Here is a 22,031-nt window from a genome sequence, read left to right as displayed (position 1 = left end):
TCTCAGCCTCCGATTTATGACGAAAAATACATTCGATCAAAGGGAATTTCATACTGAGATACATGAAAATCTACACCTTTGAGGCGCTTATTATAAACGGCCTTTGTCACAGAATAGGAAATAGGGATATACACATTTTCATCATGAATATACGTCAAAATATCTCGGTACATTTGTGCCCTCTTTTGCTCATCCGGCTCCACCAATACTTTCGTAATGGTCTCATCCAGCCACTTTTTCTTTTTCAATCCTAACTGAGCTTGATAATCAGCATGGGATGCAACACGAAATGAAGAGACGTATGTTTGAGGGTCATAAGGAAGTCCCCAAGATAGAGAGTACATAAGATCAAACTTTCCTGTTTTTTGACGATCTAAAAATGCCTGTTTTTCTTCACCTCTAATATCCAGCTTGATTCCAACCTGCTTGAAGTCCTGCTGAATCGATTCACTAATCGTTCTTTCACCTGCATTATCCGAATTATAATAAATGGTCACGCTGAGCGGCTTGTCTTTTTGATAGCGATAGCCGTCTTCTTTTAGCTTCCAGCCTGCCTCATCTAATAATGCCTCTGCTTTCTTTTTTTGATAGGTTTTCTTTTTAAGCGGAATATTTGCGTAAGGGACTGATGGGGCGAGCAGTGTATGTGCCACCTGTTCAGTTCCATTTAAAATCCCTTCTGTAATCATCTCTTTTTGAATGGCATATTGAAATGCTTCTCTTACTTTTGGATCTTGTGTTATTGGTTGATTGGAGTTGATCACAATAGATCTTGATCCAACAGGAGGACTCACGGTTACCCCATATTGACCAGCTTCTTTTAAAGCCTGAAATGAATCTCCGTCGATCATGTCACCATCAGCTCCAAATAAGAGGTCGATCTCCCCTTTTTGCAGAGCGAGTAAAATCGTTTGGTGATCCGGCATGACCTTCCATTTCACTGTTGAAATCTTTGGCTTCTTTCCCCAATAGTGATGATTCACTTCAAAAATGGCATATTGATTTTTCTTATGTTCCTTTAACACATAAGGACCTGTACCTGCATAACCTTTGACGCCTTTTGATGTGGTGCCATCAATAAAGCTTTTGGGAGAAATAAAACGGAATGGACGTGTTAAACCAAGCTCTTCTAATGTTGGATAATAGGGCTCCTTCAATGTGAGAACAAATGTATGTTCATCTACAGCCTTTGTGGATTTAATTTCTGACACGAGATTGAGCCAAGCATTTTTTTCAATATTTTTGACAACTGCATCAATATTCATTTTGACAGCCTTCGCATTAAATGGCTCACCATCTGAAAAAGTCACGTTTTCTCGAAGATGAAATGTGTAGGTTTTTCCATCTTTAGAAATATCCCAGCTTTGGGCCAGGGCAGGTTGAATGCCTTTTTCCGTATTCACAACAAGCGATTCAAACACCATATTTTGAGCGGCCATCTCCCCGCCATATAGATGGGGATTAATGTCTCTTATATCTTTTGTACTTGCATACACCAGTTCATCATCTTCTCTTCCACTTAAACTGGAAGAGGTCTTATTTTCAGAACAAGATGCCAATAGAAAACAAGCCATGACTGAAAACAACATCAAGGTATATGTCACAAAGGACTGCTTTTTCTCGTCCTTTTTCTTTATGTAAACAGGTTGATGATTCATATGTACTTCCCCCAAATGTTCATTTTATCGTAATCATTACGATTATCAATCGAAATGATTACGAATTGAATATTAGCATACAGATCTGGGAAATACAATGTCTTTTTTCACCGAAAAAACAGACTCATGATTGAGTCTGTCAGGTTGTTGACAAAGAGCTAAAATGATCTTTATTTTAGCTCTTTGTCTTCTTTTCAGCGTGAAAGAAAACCTTTGCAGTCTAGGAAGGGCGAGCACCAGCGCACAGACCTGCGGGCGAATTCGAGGGTTTGTCTACACGCTGAGAGACTCATGATTGAGTCTGTTTCGCTTGCATAAACTGATCAATGACACGTAATGCTTTTTCTGTTCCACCTGCTGTTTGGAAACTTTCTTCAATCTTTTCAATTCCAGCACGGTACGTGTCACTTCCCAGTACACTTTCTACAGTATCTCTCAACTGCTTTGCTGTCAGCTCGTCTTTATCGAGTGCACGAGCAGCAGAGAGATCCGTCAGTCTTTTTGCCACCATCGGCTGATCTTTGTCAACTGGGATGACAACCATTGGAACATGATAATGAATACCTTCATTGACACTATTCATCCCGCCGTGGGTCACAAACACATCTGTCAGTTCAAGGACTTCAAGCTGCGGCACATAAGGCTCGATGAGAAAATGAGATGGCGCTTCTTTTAGGAGAGACATGTCGATTTTTTCACCAGTTGCGAGAATCACTTTTCCATCAAAGTCGGCAAAGGCATCAATACACATATTAAAGAATGCTTCAGTATCTCCAAGAACCGTTCCCATTGAAATAAAGACGACCTTCTCTCGCTCAAGCGTTTCTAACGGAAAATCATGCTGGTCAGCACGTTTTAGAAAACTCGGTCCAATGAAAACAAACGAATCATCCAATGCATCAACAGACGGCTGAAAATATTCACTTGTATACACCATATTCAGCTCTCCACGGTTTTTCATGAATTGCATCAAATAATTTGGCTGAACGCCAAAACGTTCATGTATTTCTTCTAACAGATGAGCCGCCTTCTCATCCTTTCTGTATAAAGGTGTATCAAAATGCGCCTCCTGCAGCACAAAAGAAGGATTTGAACCAATGCCTGGAATCTGTAAGTAATCCCGCACAAGCTCACCTGCTCCAAACATATCAAAATAGACCAAATCAAATGAATGCTGTTGATAAAGAGTTTCCACCACTTCTAAAATGTCTAATGACGTTTGCAGCATGGCATGGAAAAATGGCTGCATGGATTCCAAATCGTCTTCTTCCACACTTAATGTCCGAATATAATCTGGATGTATATGTATGTGAGCGCCTAAGCGTTTGATCCGCTTTTGATAATGTTCAGTTGTGACCACATGCACTTCATCACCTCGATCAACAAATGCTCTTATCATTCCTAACATTGGGTTCACATGTCCTTCAGCTGGGAACGTAATCATTAAAACCTTCGCCACAAGAATCCTCTCCTTATTGTCAATTCCCTTCCATGTTAATCTTATACAGTGATCGGGCTCAACAAATACGCCTGAAAAGGGGATAAATGAGTCTTATGACTAGTATTTTAAGAGGATAGCAGATAAAAAGACAAAGTCTCCTATTTAAGTGCTTTGTCTTTTTTCTATTAATTTTTGAGCAGCATTTGTTTAAACGCAGCAGACTGTTTTTCTATTGAAATCGGATCAGCATAGATAAATTCATTGATTGAATAGGATAGAACATGTCCTTGTTTCACTGCTTTATTTTTCTTCCATACCCCGCTGCCTGTGATATCAGGATTCGGTGCTTTTCCATCCTTTGTTGGTACAAGTAAATAGTCACCTGTATACTCATTCATCTCTTCTAATGAAATACCGAGATACCCTTCTTTCGGAAGAGCCTTATCCGCTTTTTCAGGCAGGCTAAATCCATACCCTTGATAGATGACCTCCTCACCGCGGCCAAAGTCTGTACCAAATAAATACACTTGCTTAGGCTGGACATCCATGATGGAGAACGTCTTGTCTTCACCAATTTTTGCTTTGACCTCTTTGCCGTCTTTTTTCAGCTGCTCGTCCATTTCTTGTATTTGTTTTTTCGCTAACGATTCTTTTCCAAGAATCTTTCCGATTTCAATATGCATCTCTTTAAAGCTATGTTCACTTGTTGTGAAAGTGATTGTTTTTGCGATCTTTTTATATTTTTCAACTTGATCATTTTGTGAATAAGCAATGATGAGATCAGGCTTCAGTTTGGCGATTGCCTCCACATTTTCTATCGGCACCCTCTTCACACCTGTTTCATCTAAAAAGGATGATTTAGGATAAACATCTGTCATGCCAACAGGTGTCACACCTAACTTTTTAAAATTTCCAAGCTGTGCTGTTAACACAACAATTCGTTTAGGCTTGTCAGGAATGGTGATCTCCCACCCGATTCCGTTGTATATGTACGTGTAATTGCTGATTGCTCTCTATCTTCTTTCTGCCCGAATGCCACTAACAAAAGTTCAAGTAAGCTGATCAACCAGATCATTTTTTCAAATATGAAACCACCTTAAATTGAGAATGGTAATCAATTATAGAAATGCTTAAAAATATTCTTTTTGTAAAAAATTACACATTAGTGTAATATTATGTATATGGATAGTTCTATAAGACTATCTAAATAATAATTGAGGTGAGATTAATGTATTATGCTACGCTTCGGCAAAAACAAGGGGAGAGGAGGGCTTTAAAGCAGCTTGTGGAATTCGGTAATGACGTAACAAATTTCGTACCTAATATTATAATTAAAGATGCTGATCAAAATAGTCTAAACGAAATACGTGCTAGTTATAATAACTTTGTTTTACTAGATGTGAGAGAACTTGATTCAGATGACATTGACTCATTGGAGGAACTGTTAGAACTTGATCAAAATGATAATTTCGACATCATGTATCCCGTTGAATATATTTTGAATAATAATAGTAAGAGAGAAAAAAATTATGTAAGAATTGATAAAAATGTAGTTAATTCTTTTTTCATTCAATGGTTAAAAGAACAACATAATAGTTTACCTAAAGGAGTTATGTTAGATTTTGAATATATTGATAGTGTTAATACTGAAATAGTCTCAAAATTTAAACCGATACTCGAAATATTAGATAATCATAAAATTATTATTATGAGTGGTGCCGTTCCACAAGTACTACCTGTTTCCTCTGAAGAAAATTATAGAATAAGTCGAATTGAAAAAGAATTATTTCATGAAATTAAAAATCATGCTAATAAAACATCTGATTTGTTCTTCGGTGATTATGCTTCAGTTAGCCCAAAATTAACAACTGGAGGTAGAGCTATAGTTCAAATAAAATATACTTTGGAGACAGAGTATTGGTTTGTAAGAAATGGGCTACGCCGAGGGAATTATGATTTTGTTAGAGTTTGTAGAGAGATATCAAGTGCAACAAATTTTGACCAACATAGTTGTTGGGCTGATTCATTCATACAATCAGTTATTAATAATAATGAAAATAAGGGTAATCCTTCTGTATGGAGCTCTATTGGGATCAATAAGCATATAGTAGTTTGCTTAGATGAATTATAATACAGAAGAGTATAATAAAACCCGCACTTCAATGAGTGCGGGTTTTATTATACTCGTGTTTAAAGGAAACATACTTAAAATTCAACATTCTTAAGTGAGTATCTCACTTGATTTTTAAGCTTTTTTCTTAGAGAGGTAGGCACAGTCTCATCTAGCTTTTTGATAACCTCTTGTTTAAAAAGTAACCTTATTGTACTCTTTGGCAATCGTTTTCCTAAATATTCGTCAGATTGTGCGATTCTTTTTATGTCTTTTGAAGTTAATAGTGATAAGAAATATTGCATTGAAAGGTTGGGATTCAATTTTGCTTTTCTTAAAAAAGATAAACGCACAGTATTGATTCTTGTTTTCTCAGCAACTATAATTCCCCAGTGTTCTGGAAGTATTTTATGAATAGTTCTTGAAAATTTTAGACCAACAACGATATAAATCATTTCAAAATTTTTATCGTATTCGGGAATTTGATTTGAGAGACGCTTAATTGAATCAAAATCACTTTTTATTTCATAAGCAACCACATGTCCATTTATAGCGACTATATCTGCTCGAGCTTTTCCTGACGGCAATGTCATTTCTTCTAAAACCCTACAGTTTTTATATTTAGATAGCCTAGAAATAAGAGATGAACGAATCTCTTTATCATCAAGTTTCTTCATAATACAATCACCTACTAAATATTCTATTTCATTGGCTCAAATTTATCAATTCCTTAACCTAAAGAACACACAAAAATAGTACGATTAAATTTTAACTAGAATGTACAAAAAACATCAAGGCTACTGTATGTATCCTTGATGTTTTTTGTACGCGCTCGGAGGGATTCGAACCCCCGGCAGACGTGGTACCGGAAACCACCGCTCTATCCAACTGAGCTACGAGCGCACGATATGTTTTTTGAACGTCAGCATATCAAATTATAAGGGAAATGCTGCAAGAAAGCAATGATTAATCGCCAGCCCTGTCGATGTATTTTCTTCATTCCCATACATATACTCATATGATGGTTTGAAGTGAAAGGATTTTGGGGAAAATGGATAGGGGTATTTGATTTTAGGTCAGCATTTTGTTTGACCTTTATTGACCAAAAATGTATCATTGAATTACATACTTACCTAAAAGGTGAAGGAGGAACATTATGAATTTAATACCTACAGTCATTGAGCAAACAAATCGTGGGGAAAGAGCTTACGACATTTATTCTCGTCTTTTAAAAGACCGTATTATCATGCTTGGTTCTGCGATCGATGACAATGTTGCCAACTCCATCGTATCACAGCTTCTCTTCTTAGAAGCCGAGGATCCAGAAAAAGATATCTCTATCTACATTAACAGCCCTGGCGGTTCGATCACAGCTGGTATGGCCATTTACGATACGATGCAATTTATTAAACCAAAGGTATCAACTATTTGTATTGGTATGGCTGCATCTATGGGTGCGTTCCTGCTTGCTGCTGGTGAAAAAGGTAAGCGTTATGCCCTTCCAAATAGTGAAGTGATGATTCACCAACCACTAGGTGGTGCGCAAGGTCAAGCAACAGAAATTGAAATTGCGGCAAAACGAATCCTTTCTTTACGCGATAAACTGAACCAAGTACTTGCTGAACGTACTGGTCAGCCAATTGAAGTCATTGAGCGTGATACAGATCGTGACAACTTCAAAACAGCGGAAGAAGCACTTCAATACGGACTCATTGACAAAGTCTTGACCCGTAATACAGAAGAACAAAAATAATCACAAAACAAACCGTCTGCTCTTTGAACAGACGGTTTTTTGTTATGCATCTATTTTAAGACAGCTCCGTCCATTTCTGCTGAAGAGACGGTGTTTGATAGGAAGCCATCTGTGAAATCAATTCTTCCGGTTCTCCAGAGGCATGTAGCAATTGAAGGTGTGATTCATTCGAAAAACCTTCCTGTACACTAAACTTCACCATGTCTATGAGCGGATTGAAATAGTCATTCACTTGATACAATCCGATTGGCTTTTGATGGATGCCAATTTGCGCCCAACATAGCACCTCAAATAATTCTTCATATGTACCAAAACCACCTGGCATGGCAATAAATCCATCGGCCAGCTCGCTCATTTTCGCTTTTCGTTCATGCATCCCTTTGACTTCAATGAGTTCAGTGAGCTCTTGATGCACAACTTCTCCTCTAAAAAGCCCTTTTGGCATGACTCCGGTCACTTGCCCGCCGTTTTTTAATACCTCATCCGCTATAGCTCCCATTAAGCCAATTCGTGAGCCGCCGTATACAAGGCGGATTCCTTGCTCTGCCATATAAGCCCCTAGCTCGACAGCTTTTTGTTTGTAGATGTCATTCACACCTGGATTCGAACCAGCAAACACACAAATCGTTTTCATCAAAACAGCTCCATCTCTCTCTATGATTACTTCACCCACTCATTCTACTATAATTATTTGTAAAGAAACAGCCGCTCTATCTATATATAGTGTAAAATCAGAAGGTGAACACCATATAAGGAGCTGTATAAAGAGAATGCAAACAACTGAAATGGAAAAATGGATCAAAGATTTCTACAAAATGAGAAATTGGACAGAATACGGGCCGTTTATCAGGTTAGGTTTCCTGATGGAAGAAACAGGTGAACTCGCTCGCGCAGTCAGGGCGGTCGAAATTGGACGCGATCGACCTGATGAGAAAACACAGGAGGACGCTGCGTTAAGAAAGGACCTTATTGAAGAAATGGGAGATGTCTTAGGAAATCTACTTGTTCTAGCTGATCTCTATGATGTAACAGTAGAAGAGGTCTTCTCTTCCCATCAACAGAAACTCACACAACGGTTTTCTAGTGAAAAAGAGCAGGTAAAAAGCACGTGACCGACATGTCACGTGCTTTTTTTAGCCTTTTATAGCTGCTGTGGTGAAATATCATCCGTTCGTTCAAAGAAATGCTGCTTTCCAATGTGATGGAAAAGACCGGTACGATGCAAAAGCTCTTTTGGCTGTGATTGAAGCCCTACAATCATCAATTTTCCATTGTGATGCTTTAAACGATTAGAAATGTTCATCAGAACCGCTTCTGCTGAGGTGTCCATATAATTCACTTTGTTCATAAGCAAAATGAGTGTTTTCGGCTTTGTCTGAACATGATCCAAAATCGAATTTTCCAATGAATCGGTTGTACCGAAAAAGAGTGGCCCTTCAATCGAATACATACTAATCCCTTTCTGATCGGTCTCCCTTTCTAAGGCAGCTGCGGTTTCGATTTGAGGAACAGCAACATTTGAGGAAATATTCGTTGTCTGGCTCATTTTTTTGATAAAGGCGATAAACGCTAAAATGAGACCTGCAGTCACCCCTATAATCAAATCACCGATGACCGTTAGCAGGAAGGTCACGACAAGCACAAGGGAATCCGCATTTTTGACTTTGACAATATTGATAAACTCCTTTTTCTCACTCATATTCCACGCCACAAACATCAAAATCGGTGCCATGGCAGCAAGCGGAATCATCGATGCATATGGTGCAAATAACATTAAGATGAGCAAGACGACGACACCATGCACGACTCCTGAAATAGGGCTTACTCCACCATTTTTAATGTTTGTTGCCGTACGAGCAATCGCTCCAGTCGCTGGGATCCCTCCGAAAAGCGGTGCCACCATATTGGCAATTCCTTGTCCGACGAGTTCTTTATTGCTGTCATGTTTAGAACCTTTCATATTATCAGCTACCATCGCGGACAAGATCGACTCCACGCCGCCCAAAAGCGCAATGACAATAGCCGGCGGTAGCAGATACATCATTTTTTCAATCGTCAATTCAGGAAAAGCGAAAGTTGGCAGCTGACGAGGGATTTCGCCATATGCAGAGCCGATGGTTTCAACTTGTCCTTGAAAAAAGAGAACAGCTATAAATGTTGAAACGAGTAGACCTAATAGAGCACCAGGTATTTTGGGAATGTATTTTTGTGCCGCCAAAATCACGATGAGCCCAACAATCGCTGTGAGAATGGCGAGACTGTTTGCGGTACCGAGATGGACCACGATTTCTCTCATATTGAGGAAAAAGCTTTCATGCTTTTCAACACCCTTTAATCCGAGGAAGTTGGCAATCTGTCCTGAAAAAATAATGACAGCAATGCCGGCAGTAAAGCCGATGATAACCGGACGAGGAATAAATTTCATGAGCTTACCTAGTTTGAATATTCCGAATAAAACAAGCATACAGCCTGCCATAAAACCAGCAATGAGTAAGTTTTCAATACCGTACTGACTGACGATCCCGAATAAAATTGGAACAAATGCCCCGGTCGGTCCGCCGATTTGATACTTTGAACCACCAAACAATGAAATCAAAATGCCGGCAACGATGACTGTGTATAATCCGTATTCTGGTCCGACACCAGATGCAATGGCAAAAGCCATGCCTAAAGGAATTGCCACAACGCCCACGACAAGCCCAGCGATTAAATCGCGTCTAAACTTTGATGAATCATAACCTTCAAATCTTCCATAAAAACGCATGGTATGTGTTGGCCTCCTTCAAGTATGTGTAGATGATTTAGGTATATTGCGGGTCGATCTGTTTATCTTTTATAACGACATCCAGCTTTCCTGTTGCCGGATGAATCACTAGTCCATGAACAGCTACATCACTTGGCATGAGCGGGTGCTCTTTGACTAATTTCACACTTTGAGATACGCTCTCTTCCACTGAATCAAATCCTGTCAGCCAGCCCTTTAAATCGACACCTGCGCTTTTCACAATGCTCAAACACTTTTCCTCAATTCCCCGTGCTTTTGCCTTTTCAAGTAAAGGGTCTGCCGCAAGTCCTGCCATTCCGCATTCATGATGTCCGACAATGCATACTTCCTCTGCTTTCAGCTCATAAATGGCTAGTAAAATACTCCGCATGACACTGCCAAATGGATGTGTGACGATGGCTCCTGCATTTTTAATGATCTTCGCATCACCATTACGAAGCCCCATGGATTGCGGTAATAATTCCAACAGCCGTGTATCCATACAAGTTAATATAACCAATTTCTTCTCAGGAAATTTTCCCGCCTTGAAAGGCTCATACTGTCGCTCTTTCACAAAATCTGCATTGTGCTGAAGAATCTGTTCTAATGTTGATTCTATCCTGTCATCTCCTATCTTTTTTAAGTGATTGTAACGCCTTACCTGGCCTCCTTTTCCCTTGTGTGTTCTCAAGCATAGAGAAGAAAAATGATAGAAAAAAAAGAAAAAAATGAGAAAACGATGAGAGAATATGTAAACATTTTCTCTATTTTGCTCTTTGTTCCGCTTCAGCACAGGGGATATGCGGCTTTTGCTTACAAACGATGGCTCTCATTTCACCAAAAGACGATGAAATGGTTTAGTAGAAAATGACCATCCCGTTTAATACACTGCAAATATAATAAATTTTCTATCAAAAAATCTCGATCTATTTTCCAGTTTGTCAGATTATCTCTCGAAACATCTAGCATTTTTCTATGACTCATCTACTAATCACTCGTTTTTCTACATCATAAAAAGACATCAGATGGCCATGTCATTTACTCTTTCACTATAAAAATCTCTCCTTTTCCGTTATTTCAGTATATTAAATATTGAGCAGCTCATATTCAAACGTGTACTGCCAAAATGGTTGCTTTATAATAAAAAGAGAAAGATGACCATGTGAAAGGAGCGAGTTGATGATGAAACCACATATTTTTGTCGCCAAACCCTTACCTGCCGCTTTTGAAGACATGTTAAAAGAACATTGTACATATGAGGTATGGCAGTCAAAGGATCCGATCCCAAGAGATCTATTATTTGAGAAGCTGCAGAAGGCTGATGGCCTTTTAACATCTGGTACGAAAATTGATCAAGATTTATTAGATCATGCACCCCAACTCAAGGTGGTGAGCAATAATTCAGTCGGCTATGACAATTTTGATCTAGAAGCCATGAGACAAAGAGGCGTGATTGGTACGCACACACCTTATACACTCGATCATACCGTTGCTGATCTTGCCTTTTCGCTCATTCTCTCTTCTGCGAGGAGAATTGCCGAGCTTGATCGTTTTATCCGCAAGGGAAAATGGACAAAATTTGTTCAAGAAGAAGATATATTCGGCATTGACGTCCATCATCAAACGCTTGGGATCATTGGGATGGGACGAATCGGTGAGCAAGTAGCCAAACGAGCCGCTCATGGTTTTGATATGAACGTCCTCTATCACAACCGGAGCCGGAACGAGAAAGCCGAATCGGCATATGGCGCTGTATATTGTGCACTGGATGACTTGCTGAAGCAAGCTGATATCATTGTGTTAATCACACCACTGACGGATGAGACATACCATATGATAGGAGAACGGGAATTGAAATTAATGAAGCCGACAGCTTTATTCGTGAACATCTCCCGCGGAAAAACCGTCGATGAGAAAAGCCTCATTCAAGCACTGCAGGAAGGGTGGATTAAAGGAGCTGGTCTGGATGTGTATGAGCAAGAACCGCTTCAGGAAGATCATCCTTTCAAAGAGATGGACAATGTCACACTTGCCCCGCATATCGGTTCCGCTACTGAAACGACAAGAGATCTTATGCTGAAACGAGCCATTCATAATGTGATTCATGGAATTGACGGCAAAGCCCCTATTGATATTGTGAAGGAGCTTGCCTCATCTTAATTGAAAAAAGGCGCAGGGAACTGCGTCTTTTTGTTTACGTCATCTAGAGACAGTAGGTCAAAAAGCCTCATTTTTTCCAATCTCCTGATTCTTTACATTCTCTTCATATGCCGGTGCTATAATATGAGGTAGACAAGCATCAAGAGGACGGCATCCCATTTCCTTTTGAGGAGGATCAAGATGAAAAAAATAAGTTCGATTTTTACTCTGTTCGCTCTGATTGCTGCCATTCTGTTTTCTGGATTTATCCCGCAGCAAGTCCATGCAGAAACACCACTTACTCCAACAGCCACAAATGAGACTGCTTCCGTACAGCTTGCACCAGAACTTCGTACCCTTGCCGTCATTAATACCTTTGATGGTGTAGCAGATTACTTAATCCGCTATAAACGACTACCTGATAATTACATCACCAAATCACAAGCGAGCGCCCTCGGATGGGTGGCATCAAAAGGAAATTTAGCTGAAGTCGCGCCGGGCAAAAGCATCGGTGGAGACGTATTCTCTAATCGGGAGGGACGCCTTCCATCCGCTAGTGGCCGTACATGGCGTGAAGCCGACATCAACTACGTATCCGGTTTCCGTAATGCTGACCGCCTTGTGTATTCAAGTGACTGGCTCATTTATAAAACAACCGATCACTATGCGACATTTACGAGGATTCGTTAATCATTATAAAAAGACAGCCCTAAGTCAATAGGGCTGTCTTTTTTCATATTGTTTACGGAAGCAGTTTTTGTACGTACTCCTCAAACGGTTGTGAGAGTGGTTTCTTTGATACTTCGTCCTGTTCATGTATCGTGACATGATCCTCTGTCACGATCACACGACCTGTTGGTGTCAGTTTGGATGCAAGCGGTCTTTTGTTAAAAGGAGAGGCTTCATTTTCATAAATCTCATGCCTCAATTGCACAAGTGTATCTTCACCGACTTCTTTTAATGTGAAAGCATAACCTGTTTCAGCACCCGCTCCCCTATCCAATTGGAGTAAATGGGTTCCTTTTTCTGTTTCCTCTGCGTTCACTCGAAAACGAAGGGACGGTGCTTCCACCCATTCACCTGTAAAAGGGACGGGCTGAAGGGGTAAATTCACACCAAATCCTGCATCAATGAGGTAGCGCTCATGGTGATGTTGAAGGACGATGGCTACATGCGTCCCATCCAGTGCCCACTTCTCCGCTTCTTTGTTATATACGGTCCCTTGAACGAGCTGTACAGCGAGACCTGCCTCTTTTAAGACATAATATAAGAGCGGATTGAGGTCATAGCAAAGCCCACCTCTGCTGCCTTCCAGAAGATGATGCTTCAAACCTTCTTGATCCAAAGCATAGGCGTGTTTACCCACCACAGATCTATTTTCAAAAGGAAAGGTATAAGCCATCCTCCTTAGTAAATCTGGCAATTGATCAAACGTAATGGACGAAGCTTCGTATCCAATTTTCTGTAAAAAGGCTGATTGAATCACAACTTTCCCTCCTAAAAAAACTGAGCCCTTGAAGAGACTCAGTTTTCTTGATTGATAAAATCCGTTAACGCATCGATGGCTTCTTGTTCATCTGCTCCATCAGCTATTAGTTTGACGGTGACCCCAGAGCTGATCGCAAGACTCATCAGTCCCATAATACTCTTCGCATTGACCTTTTTCCCATCTTTCTCTAGAAAAATATCAGCACCAAAACGATTGGCTTCTTGAACGAACAAAGCAGCCGGACGTGCCTGCAAACCCGTTTTCAGCTGAATTGTGACCGTTTTTTCCACCATATGATCTGCCTCCCTTTTTTATTTCCCTATTTGAGTGTAACAGCTTGTCCGTTTCTTAATTGTTCTGCAATTTGATCTAGCTTTCTTAAACGGTGATTAATGCCTGATTTGCTGATCTTGCCGCTTTCCACCATTTCGCCAAGTTCCTTTAGTGTGACTTCTTGGTAGTCAATACGCAGTTGCGCAATTTCACGCAGCTTATCTGGCAGGGCGTCTAGTCCAATCTTTTCGTCAATGAATTGAATATTTTCAACCTGGCGCAGTGAGGCACCGATCGTTTTATTCAAGTTTGCTGTTTCACAATTGACGAGCCGGTTCACTGAATTCCTCATATCTCGGACGATGCGCACGTCTTCAAAACGAAGCAATGAGTTATGAGCACCCACAACACTTAAGAATTCCGTAATTTTCTCCGCTTCCTTCATGTATGTGATAAAGCCTTTTTTGCGTTCAAGTGTTTTACTATTTAGATGGAATTGATTCATGAGCTCACAAAGGGCATCATTATGTTCTTTGTATAGTGAAAAAATCTCAAGGTGATACGAAGAGGTTTCTGGATTATTCACAGAACCTCCTGCTAAAAAAGCACCTCTCATATAGGAACGCTTGCAGCATCTTTTCTTCACAAGTTCTTCTGAAATGTTGCGTTCAAATACAAATTGTTCACCTAATATCTTTAGGTCCTCTAAAATGGTTTTCGCTCGTTCTACCAGTCTGACAATATACACATTATTCTTTTTTAATCTCATTTTTTTACGAACGAGCAGCTCGACAGTCACATCGTATTTCTTTTTCAAAAGGGTATAAATACGTCTTGCAATGGCTGCGTTCTCTGTCTGTATATCTAAAATCAATTTTCGATTAGAAAAAGATAATGAACCGTTCATACGGATGAGGGCAGAAAGCTCTGCTTTTGTGCAGCAGTCCTTCACTTCCAGATTAGTCAGCTCTTTTTTTGTTTCGGATGCAAATGACATCCTTGCCACCCCCATTCCTATTTTTTCTGATGCAGCAAATCGACAAGCAGCGCAGCTACTTTCAGCGTGTCATGACGAATCACATGCTGGTCATATGTAATGATTTCCCCAGGGATGACTTCTAGTCCCATGGCTTTGAGTACATCTGTGTCGAATTGTACAGGCTGCGCCTGCTCTTCTGCATATTTTGCTTTGATTTCTTCTGGAATTTCTTTATTGTTCACAAATATCGTATCGATAAATGGTCGGTCCATATGATCGTTTAGTGCCTGCACATGATCAGCTGCACTGTAGGAAAGCGTTTCCCCCGGCTGTGTCATGACATTGCAAATATAGACTTTTTTCGCCTTAGAACGAATCACTTCTTCGCCAATATGCGGTACAAGCAAGTTTGGCAAGATACTTGTATACAAGCTGCCAGGTCCAAGGACGATCAAGTCGGCTTCACGAATGACTTGAATCGATTCTGGTAGCGGCTCTATCGTATCAGGTGTGAGAAACACTCGTTTAATCCTTTCACCGTAGGTCGGGATCTTTGATTCTCCTGTTACCACTTGCCCATTTTCTAATTCAGCATGAAGAACAACACTTGAATTCGCTGCTGGCAATACTTTTCCTCTCACATTTAAGACCTTGCTCATTTCTGTGACAGCATGAAAAAAATCACCGGTTATATTCGTCATAGCCGCAAGAATGAGATTGCCGAGAGAGTGGCCTGTTAAGTCATTCCCTTTATTAAAACGGTGCTGAAATAAATCTTCTACAAGCGGTTCGACATCAGAGAGTGCCGCAAGTACATTTCGAATATCGCCTGGAGGCGGAATATTCAAATCATGCCGCAGTCTGCCTGAGCTGCCTCCATCATCAGCAACCGTTACAATAGCGGTAATATCCACTGGCTTTGTTTTTAGCCCTCTGAGCAAAACAGATAAGCCAGTGCCCCCGCCAAGAATGACCACCTTTGGAAGTGTCGTCATCTATTTTCTGCTTCTCTTTTCAATGTCCCGGTGAGTGACATGTGTATAGTAATCATTTTTAAAATGCTCCGATAAGTAGTTCGCTAGCGTCACTGATCGGTGCTGTCCGCCTGTACAGCCAATAGCGATCACCAGCTGACTTTTCCCTTCTCGTTTATAGGACGGAAGCATAAAGCTGAGAAGGTCAATTAGTTTCTCTGTGAATTTTTGTGTCTCGCTCCATTTCATGACATAGGAGCGCACTTCTTCATCGTTTCCGGTCTGTGGACGCATACTCTCAATATAGTAAGGATTCGGCAAGAATCTCACATCAAATACAAGATCAGCATCAATTGGCAGACCGTATTTAAAGCCAAATGACATCACATTCACTGTAAACACTTGCCCTTGGCTTGTGGCAAAGTGTGCGACAATTTTTTCTCGAAGCTGTTTCGGTTTTAAATCCGATGTATCAAAAATCATTTGAGCCCGGCCTTTTAACTCTTCTAACAGAGCGCGTTCCATCTCAATTCCTTCGAGCGGCAAACCTGTTGTCGCAAGGGGATGAGAACGTCTCGTTTCTTTATATCTTGAGACAAGCACCTTATCGTTTGCATCTAAAAATAGAATCCTTGGTGTGATCCAGCCGATATCACTCATCTCATCTAAGGCAGCAATTAAGCTATCAAAGAATTCACGTCCTCGCAAATCCATCACAAGGGCCACCTTGCTCATCTTTGAATTGGATTCCTTCATGAGCTCTAGAAACTTCGGTAAAAGTGATGGCGGTAAGTTATCCACACAAAAGTAACCTAAGTCTTCAAAGCTTTGGATGGCAACGGTTTTCCCCGCACCTGACATCCCTGTAATAATCACAAGCTGAATATCATCTTGTTTGTGCGTATTCATGCCTGCTCCCTCTCCTTCTTTATGAAAACGGTTCATTTATTAGTCTCCTTGAGGATCTAATCGATAAGCAATCAGCTCAAAATCTGGTGTATACGTAAAAGTGCCGTGGAGAAGTCCTTTCCCTTTCAACATGAAGTCAAGAATATGGGAATCTCCTGGAGCCATCGGCAAGCTGGGCACATCTTTTACATCATGCCATTTTAAAATGCCTTCCTCCGACTCTGATACGTTTTTTCCTGTAAAGGAATCTGCCATAAAGGTGAACATCATCCACTCTTGAACGATTTGATCGCCTTCTTTTATGATAAAGGTAAACACGCCTTTTAGCTGAGGATTTAAAATATAAATGCCTGTTTCTTCTCTAAATTCTCGAACGACTGAATCCTTGACCGATTCTCCGCTCTCCATTTTGCCGCCAGGTGCTACCCACCAGCCTCGTCTTGGCTTTTGCAGCAAGAGAACTTGATCTTCGTGATGCAGCACACAATTGGTTACTCGTTGCATCAGCTGTCACCTACTCTTTTATGTCTTTTTCTTATTATACAGGTTCATCATGACTCCCACAATGAACATGCCCGTTCTTCACTGAAAACAGACAGGTTTTCGTATGAATATGGCGACGGGCACTTTCTCTATTCTTTATTTTACAACATGTAACGGTTCTCCATGCGTCATTTGTGAACATCTCGTGAATTTCTGATTTTAAGCAAAAAAAAGGACACGGATTCACATCCGTGCCAAACATGTATTCCTTATAAAAGGGGGTCAATTACTAGTTTCATCATAACGGATAATTATTTCACCCGTGTTACATTCCAGTTAAAAGCCCGTGACGCAATATTAAGGATTTACGACAGCTGTTTATTTCATTGCTTTTAGCTTTTCAGCAAGCTCTTCTACATAATGCTGTGCACTCTGTGCTGCAATACTTCCATCACCTGTTGCTGTGACGATTTGACGAAGGGTTTTTTCACGAATATCGCCAGCTGCGAAGATTCCTTCAACTTTTGTTTCCATTCTTTCGTTTGTCTCGATGTAGCCCTCTGCATTTGTAATCCCTAGATTTTCAAATGGTTTAGACAGCGGCAGCATACCGATGTAGATAAAGACGCCGTCTGTTTTGAAGTCTTCTTCCTCACCTGTCACGGTATCAATTAATGTCACACTGCCGACTTTCCCGTTCTCTTCATTGATTTCTTTGACGGTTTTGTTCCACATAAAGTCGATTTTTTCATTATCAAATGCACGTGCTTGTAAGATGCTTTGGGCACGAAGTTTGTCGCGTCTATGGACAATTGTGACTTTAGACGCAAAGCGAGTGAGGTAAACACCCTCTTCTACTGCTGAGTCTCCTCCGCCAATCACGACAAGCTCTTTGTTTTTAAAGAAGGCACCGTCACATACAGCGCAGTATGATACGCCGCGGCCGCCAAGTTCTTTTTCGCCTGGTGCACCGATTTTTTTGTATTCAGCACCTGCCGCAATAATGACAGAGCGTCCTTTGTATTCTTTTGAACCAGCTTTGACGGTTTTGTACTCTTCACCATCTACAATTTCTTTAATATCGCCATACGCATACTCGGCACCGAATTTCTTTGCATGCTCAAACATTTTATTTGAAAGTTCCGGCCCTAAGATGCTTTCAAAGCCCGGATAGTTCTCGACATCTTCCGTATTCGCCATTTGGCCGCCTGGAATTCCTCTTTCAATCATCAGTGTTGAAAGATTTCCCCGTGATGTATAAACAGCGGCTGTCATTCCGGCAGGACCCGCTCCAATGATGATCGTATCGTAGATTTTTTCTTCTGACACAACTGTCACTCCCTCTTCAATTGCTGCTAGCATTTCTTATTAGAATGCCCTTGGGTGATGCTTCCATTCATGACAGAGAGCATCATTTCCACTCTTAGCTTTTATTCCTTACCCATATCCTATTAAATCTGCGGATAATAAGCGAATCATTTGCTCATATCTTCAAAAAAAGAAAAAGCTTCCTTAAACTGCTGTTTAAGGAAGCCTGTTTACGGTTATATAGTAAGTAATGATTTATTCAACGACTCTTCTTACAACGCCTTTGAATGCTTTTTTCCAGTAAACGTTGCTCATTGAGTCAACTGAAACACCGCGAGAGCTGTTATCGTTCAAGAATGTACCGTTTCCTAAGTAAATACCAACGTGTCCATTTACTTTATACGTATCAAAGAACACAAGGTCTCCGCGTTTCATGTCAGATGCACTTACAGCTCTTCCTTTACCTACAAGCGTATCTGTTGTTGTACCGCCAACTGGTCCAAGGTTGATGCCTGCTGATGCAAATGCCCAGCGAACGAATGAAGAACAGTCAAAACGACGTGCGTCAATATCGGCTTGTGATCTGCCACCGCCCCATTTATATGGAGATTGTCCTACAATCGTAGAACCTGTGCTGATTGCACCTTCGATTCCGCCTACGTTATTGCTGACAGGTGATCCACCGCCAGAAGATGGCTTTTTGCTTGGTGAACTGCTGTTGTTGTTATTATTTGAAGATCCACTGTTATTTGAAGAAGAACCGCTGTCGTTATTAGAGCTGTTGTCTTCTGCTTGAACACTAGCTTGACGTTGCTGTTGTCTTTGTGCTTTTTCTTCTTTTGCTTGTTGAGCAGCTTCTCTTGCTTCTTTTTCAGCTTGTTTTTGAGCAGCGATTGTTGCGTCTTTTTCAGATGCAATGCTGTTTGCCTCAGTGTTTAACTCGCTGATTTGAGAAGAGGCACTTCCTTTTTGCTTTTTCACTTGCTTGAATAGCTTGTCTTTCTCATCAAGCTGTTTATTTAAGTCTGTTTGAAGTGTTTCAAGCTTTGCAAGCGTCTTTTGAACATCTTCAAGCTTTGTGTTTAATTCGTTTTCAGACTTTTGTAATTCCGCTTTGTCTCTTTCTTGTTCTTTAATGATTTCGCTGTCTGCGTTGATTAATGTAGATACAGCACCTGCACGGCTGATGAAATCGCTAAAGCTTTTTGCTCCTAGTAATACATCTATGTATTTCGTAGAACCACCGCTTTCTTGAAGCGCACGTACACGCTTTTTCAAGAATTCGTTTCTTTCTTCGATACGTTTTTCTGTATCAGCAATTTCTTTTTTCAGTGCTTTGATTTCTTTTTTTGTTTTTTCGTTTTCTTTTTGTTTTTCTTCGATTTGATCACTTGTTTTTAAAGCTTTTTCGTCAATTTCTTTTAGCTTTAGCGCAAGTGCCTCTTGTTTTGCCTCAAGCTTTGAAAGCTCTTCTTTTTTCTTTTGAAGATTCTTGTTTACCTCTGACTGCTTGCTGTCTAGTTCTTGTTTCTTTTGTTCAAAGTTCTGTGCATTTGCTTCATGAGTAAATGGAATAAATAAACCGCTCGCTCCAATCACCGAAGCTAAACCGAAAGTAATAAACTTTTTCACGTATAGTTCCTCCTTTGACAATTTCCCAAGCGACATGAGAAAGCAGCAAATTCTCTGCGACCAATCTGTGCTTCCTGTGTCTTTCTTCCTGATGATTCAGTCAGATGTTGACCAGATTGTTTCTATCACTAGGTGTTGCATTATGTATAGTAAAATATTTAAATATATATCTTTGTTTTAATCCACGAGTTTCATTATACATGACACATCGACAAAATGAGCTAATATTTTTATTACATTTATGTTTCAAATAGATGTCGAGATTGTCATACTTCGCCAAATCCTAGCAAATCCCACCTTTTTATCCAAGAAAAAAAGCATGACCTTTTCGGCCATGCTGCTGTTATCTGATTCTATTTACCTATTCAAACCATGAACGCACAAATAACATTCTCATATTTTGACAGCGTTTGAACGCTGATCTGAAAAGAAGCTGCGATCTCTTTTTTGCTGACAGCTGATTCTTCTTGTTCATTCATCCATAGATAATAAGAAGCTGCTGCCCATGCAATGGCATTTTTCTTCTCTACGCCTGAAGCACGTGCTTGCTGAATAATATGGAATAACCAAAAATATGGCATGTGGCTATCAGGATTCACCGCTTCTTCCAAAGCAGATGCCGCCTGTTTTGCGAAGACCGCATCTGCTGAAAACGATCGTTCTTCCATTTGATCTTCAAATAAAAGTAACTCAATAAACTGCTGTTCAAAGGCCGTTTTCGCAGCGCGGGAATCAAGAACAGATTGCAAGACGTCACGTTCACCTTTTTGTTTGCTGACATAGTAGGCAGTGAGTCGTTCCTCAATTGAAACCATTGGCTCAGACTCCTCTGGTTTATCTTGCCACGGCTTGATTTCATCTGCATCAATATCTTCTTCCACCATCTTATCCCAGACGGTTTGCGCCAGCGTTTTGTGGCCCGTATAATAGGCTGCACTTGCCAGCCAGTATAAAAACGTACTATCACCTTGGAAACCTGTTTTATACAAAGAATAAAGCCATTTAAATGCCCATTCAAATTCTCCAACAAGGGCAAATGTTGCGCCAAGCTTATAACGCTGTTCACTTAATATTGGATACACGTGCGTTAATTGCTTCGCTAACAGATTGACCTTTTCTTCTTCTTTTTCATAATGATAGAAAACAAGCTGATTACAAAGGGCATGCAGATTACCGGGATTTTCATGAAGGACCCGGTTCAACATTTCTTTTGCCTGATCGATTTGGCCAGAATAAAAATAGGCCAAAGCGAGATTATTATACGCTGACCAAAACTCTGGATACTCAACAATCATCTGTTCCAGCATCTCGATTGCTTCATCCAGCCTGCCGCTTTCTAGCAAATGGTTGGCTTGATCCTGCTTTACAATCAGATCATCCTGATCATAAGGAAAATCTTCATCAACATCGTCACTCATATCAAGCAGATCGAGGAGATCGTCATTTTCATCTGCAAATTCCCCGTCTTCTTCCAGCGCAGCATAAGCAGTGGCGCATCTATATGCCTCTTGAAACAAACCGAGATTCGCATAATTATTGGCTTTAAAGTAGTGACACTCTGACATATTCTCATCCAAGTGTTCAAGGATAAAATCAAGCAGTTCATTTGATTGTTGGTAATGACCCATTTCAGTATAAATAATGGCAAGCTGCGACAGCATTTCTACATTTTCAGGCTCAAGTACGATGGCCCGCTGTATGAGCTTACTTGCCCTAGACAGATTTCTTTCTCTATATGCTTTTAGACCTTTATGAAAAAAGTAATGCCCATCTTGGAATAGCTGGACGACTTGTGTGTGATTATTTTGAGAAGTGTATTTACTCACCGATACCCTCCATTTCGAACAGTGTACCGTGTGTAGTATAACATACTTCATGAGTCGTCACATAGAACAAAAGGAAAGGAAGGATTTGTTTTTCATTTAAAAGCAAAAAGCTGGGGGTACCCCCAGCTTCAGGCTGTCGAGAAAATCTCGACAGCTTTATTTTTTCCCTTAAATTTTCCACTATCCCATTTTATAATAGAGAAAAGCATACTAAAGGAAGGTGTTTTTCTCATGTTCCACACTAGAAATTCTTCTCAGCACGAAGCCGAATTTGTTTTGCTAGATCAATTGGT

General features: G+C 40.3%; 21 protein-coding genes and 1 tRNA gene. 5 read left to right on the top strand and 17 right to left on the bottom strand.

Annotated features, from left to right (window positions below; translation table 11 throughout):
* Positions 1-14: 14 nt before the first annotated feature.
* From nikA to EBQ12_RS07620, 3 genes are all read right to left on the bottom strand, one after another.
* Positions 15-1,658: a nickel ABC transporter substrate-binding protein gene (nikA, locus tag EBQ12_RS07635; RefSeq protein ID WP_048001958.1), complete on the bottom strand. Its 1,644-nt coding sequence runs from the start codon at positions 1,656-1,658 to the stop codon at positions 15-17.
* A 289-nt stretch (positions 1,659-1,947) separates the two neighbouring features.
* On the bottom strand, positions 1,948-3,117 hold the full coding sequence (locus EBQ12_RS07625) for a macrolide family glycosyltransferase (RefSeq protein WP_017368100.1): 1,170 nt from the start codon (positions 3,115-3,117) through the stop codon (positions 1,948-1,950).
* 167 nt (positions 3,118-3,284) lie between these two features.
* A complete protein-coding gene (locus EBQ12_RS07620) occupies positions 3,285-3,977 on the bottom strand; it encodes an ABC transporter substrate-binding protein (protein ID WP_234935689.1) in 693 nt (230 codons plus the stop codon).
* A 350-nt stretch (positions 3,978-4,327) separates the two neighbouring features.
* Between EBQ12_RS07620 and EBQ12_RS07615 the strand changes: the two genes are divergently transcribed.
* Entirely contained in the window at positions 4,328-5,230 is a 903-nt protein-coding gene (locus EBQ12_RS07615) for a beta family protein (RefSeq protein ID WP_125589579.1), read from the top strand.
* A 74-nt stretch (positions 5,231-5,304) separates the two neighbouring features.
* Here the strand turns inward: EBQ12_RS07615 and EBQ12_RS07610 are convergent, their stop codons facing one another.
* Entirely contained in the window at positions 5,305-5,886 is a 582-nt protein-coding gene (locus EBQ12_RS07610; RefSeq protein WP_125589577.1) for an MmcB family DNA repair protein, read from the bottom strand.
* A gap of 150 nt (positions 5,887-6,036) precedes the next feature.
* A tRNA-Arg gene (locus tag EBQ12_RS07605) sits at positions 6,037-6,112 on the bottom strand.
* 253 nt (positions 6,113-6,365) lie between these two features.
* Between EBQ12_RS07605 and clpP the strand changes: the two genes are divergently transcribed.
* A complete protein-coding gene (gene clpP, locus EBQ12_RS07600; protein ID WP_007500118.1) occupies positions 6,366-6,962 on the top strand; it encodes an ATP-dependent Clp endopeptidase proteolytic subunit ClpP in 597 nt (198 codons plus the stop codon).
* A 55-nt stretch (positions 6,963-7,017) separates the two neighbouring features.
* On the opposite strand, the gene EBQ12_RS07595 is transcribed toward clpP, so the two are convergent.
* Positions 7,018-7,596, bottom strand: a complete 579-nt coding sequence (locus EBQ12_RS07595; RefSeq protein ID WP_125589575.1) for an LOG family protein — start codon at positions 7,594-7,596, stop codon at positions 7,018-7,020.
* A 136-nt stretch (positions 7,597-7,732) separates the two neighbouring features.
* Here EBQ12_RS07595 and EBQ12_RS07590 point away from each other — a divergent pair, with 136 nt between their 5' ends.
* On the top strand, positions 7,733-8,074 hold the full coding sequence (locus EBQ12_RS07590; RefSeq protein WP_017368102.1) for a MazG nucleotide pyrophosphohydrolase domain-containing protein: 342 nt from the start codon (positions 7,733-7,735) through the stop codon (positions 8,072-8,074).
* A 29-nt stretch (positions 8,075-8,103) separates the two neighbouring features.
* Here EBQ12_RS07590 and EBQ12_RS07585 read toward each other — a convergent pair whose 3' ends face one another.
* Both EBQ12_RS07585 and EBQ12_RS07580 read right to left on the bottom strand, forming a co-directional pair.
* On the bottom strand, positions 8,104-9,726 hold the full coding sequence (locus EBQ12_RS07585; protein ID WP_125589574.1) for a SulP family inorganic anion transporter: 1,623 nt from the start codon (positions 9,724-9,726) through the stop codon (positions 8,104-8,106).
* A 37-nt stretch (positions 9,727-9,763) separates the two neighbouring features.
* Positions 9,764-10,345, bottom strand: a complete 582-nt coding sequence (locus tag EBQ12_RS07580) for a beta-class carbonic anhydrase (RefSeq protein WP_017357909.1) — start codon at positions 10,343-10,345, stop codon at positions 9,764-9,766.
* Between the two features lie 563 nt (positions 10,346-10,908).
* Here EBQ12_RS07580 and EBQ12_RS07575 point away from each other — a divergent pair.
* Positions 10,909-11,886 (top strand): 2-hydroxyacid dehydrogenase, encoded by a 978-nt coding sequence (locus EBQ12_RS07575; protein ID WP_241215623.1) that lies wholly within the window; start codon positions 10,909-10,911, stop codon positions 11,884-11,886.
* Positions 11,887-12,066: 180 nt separating this feature from the next.
* On the top strand, positions 12,067-12,555 hold the full coding sequence (locus EBQ12_RS07570) for a ribonuclease (RefSeq protein WP_008348122.1): 489 nt from the start codon (positions 12,067-12,069) through the stop codon (positions 12,553-12,555).
* A gap of 52 nt (positions 12,556-12,607) precedes the next feature.
* Here EBQ12_RS07570 and EBQ12_RS07565 read toward each other — a convergent pair whose 3' ends face one another.
* From EBQ12_RS07565 to EBQ12_RS07525, 9 genes are all read right to left on the bottom strand, one after another.
* Positions 12,608-13,351: an arylamine N-acetyltransferase family protein gene (locus tag EBQ12_RS07565; protein ID WP_125589570.1), complete on the bottom strand. Its 744-nt coding sequence runs from the start codon at positions 13,349-13,351 to the stop codon at positions 12,608-12,610.
* 38 nt (positions 13,352-13,389) lie between these two features.
* Positions 13,390-13,647, bottom strand: coding sequence for an HPr family phosphocarrier protein (locus EBQ12_RS07560; protein WP_008348124.1), 258 nt, complete (start codon positions 13,645-13,647; stop codon positions 13,390-13,392).
* Positions 13,648-13,673: 26 nt separating this feature from the next.
* Complete coding sequence (gene whiA, locus EBQ12_RS07555; protein ID WP_008348125.1) at positions 13,674-14,624, bottom strand: DNA-binding protein WhiA; 951 nt, start codon at positions 14,622-14,624, stop codon at positions 13,674-13,676.
* 17 nt (positions 14,625-14,641) lie between these two features.
* Positions 14,642-15,601 carry a gluconeogenesis factor YvcK family protein gene (locus EBQ12_RS07550; RefSeq protein WP_008348128.1) on the bottom strand — a complete coding sequence of 320 codons (960 nt, stop codon included), beginning with the start codon at positions 15,599-15,601 and terminating at the stop codon, positions 14,642-14,644.
* Positions 15,602-16,489, bottom strand: a complete 888-nt coding sequence (gene rapZ, locus EBQ12_RS07545; RefSeq protein WP_164511642.1) for an RNase adapter RapZ — start codon at positions 16,487-16,489, stop codon at positions 15,602-15,604.
* Between the two features lie 39 nt (positions 16,490-16,528).
* Positions 16,529-16,993, bottom strand: a complete 465-nt coding sequence (locus EBQ12_RS07540; RefSeq protein WP_008348133.1) for an 8-oxo-dGTP diphosphatase — start codon at positions 16,991-16,993, stop codon at positions 16,529-16,531.
* Between the two features lie 357 nt (positions 16,994-17,350).
* Entirely contained in the window at positions 17,351-18,301 is a 951-nt protein-coding gene (gene trxB, locus EBQ12_RS07535) for a thioredoxin-disulfide reductase (RefSeq protein WP_029575420.1), read from the bottom strand.
* 234 nt (positions 18,302-18,535) lie between these two features.
* On the bottom strand, positions 18,536-19,912 hold the full coding sequence (locus tag EBQ12_RS07530; RefSeq protein ID WP_017357905.1) for a C40 family peptidase: 1,377 nt from the start codon (positions 19,910-19,912) through the stop codon (positions 18,536-18,538).
* A gap of 365 nt (positions 19,913-20,277) precedes the next feature.
* Entirely contained in the window at positions 20,278-21,738 is a 1,461-nt protein-coding gene (locus EBQ12_RS07525; protein ID WP_125589566.1) for a tetratricopeptide repeat protein, read from the bottom strand.
* Positions 21,739-22,031: the final 293 nt, after the last annotated feature.

It is taken from the genome of Bacillus sp. 2B09 (assembly GCF_003946835.1).
GTDB lineage: Bacteria > Bacillota > Bacilli > Bacillales > Bacillaceae > Bacillus > Bacillus altitudinis.
The sequence above is the reverse complement of the archived record's forward strand: the minus strand, read 5'-3'. Positions and strand labels throughout refer to the sequence as shown.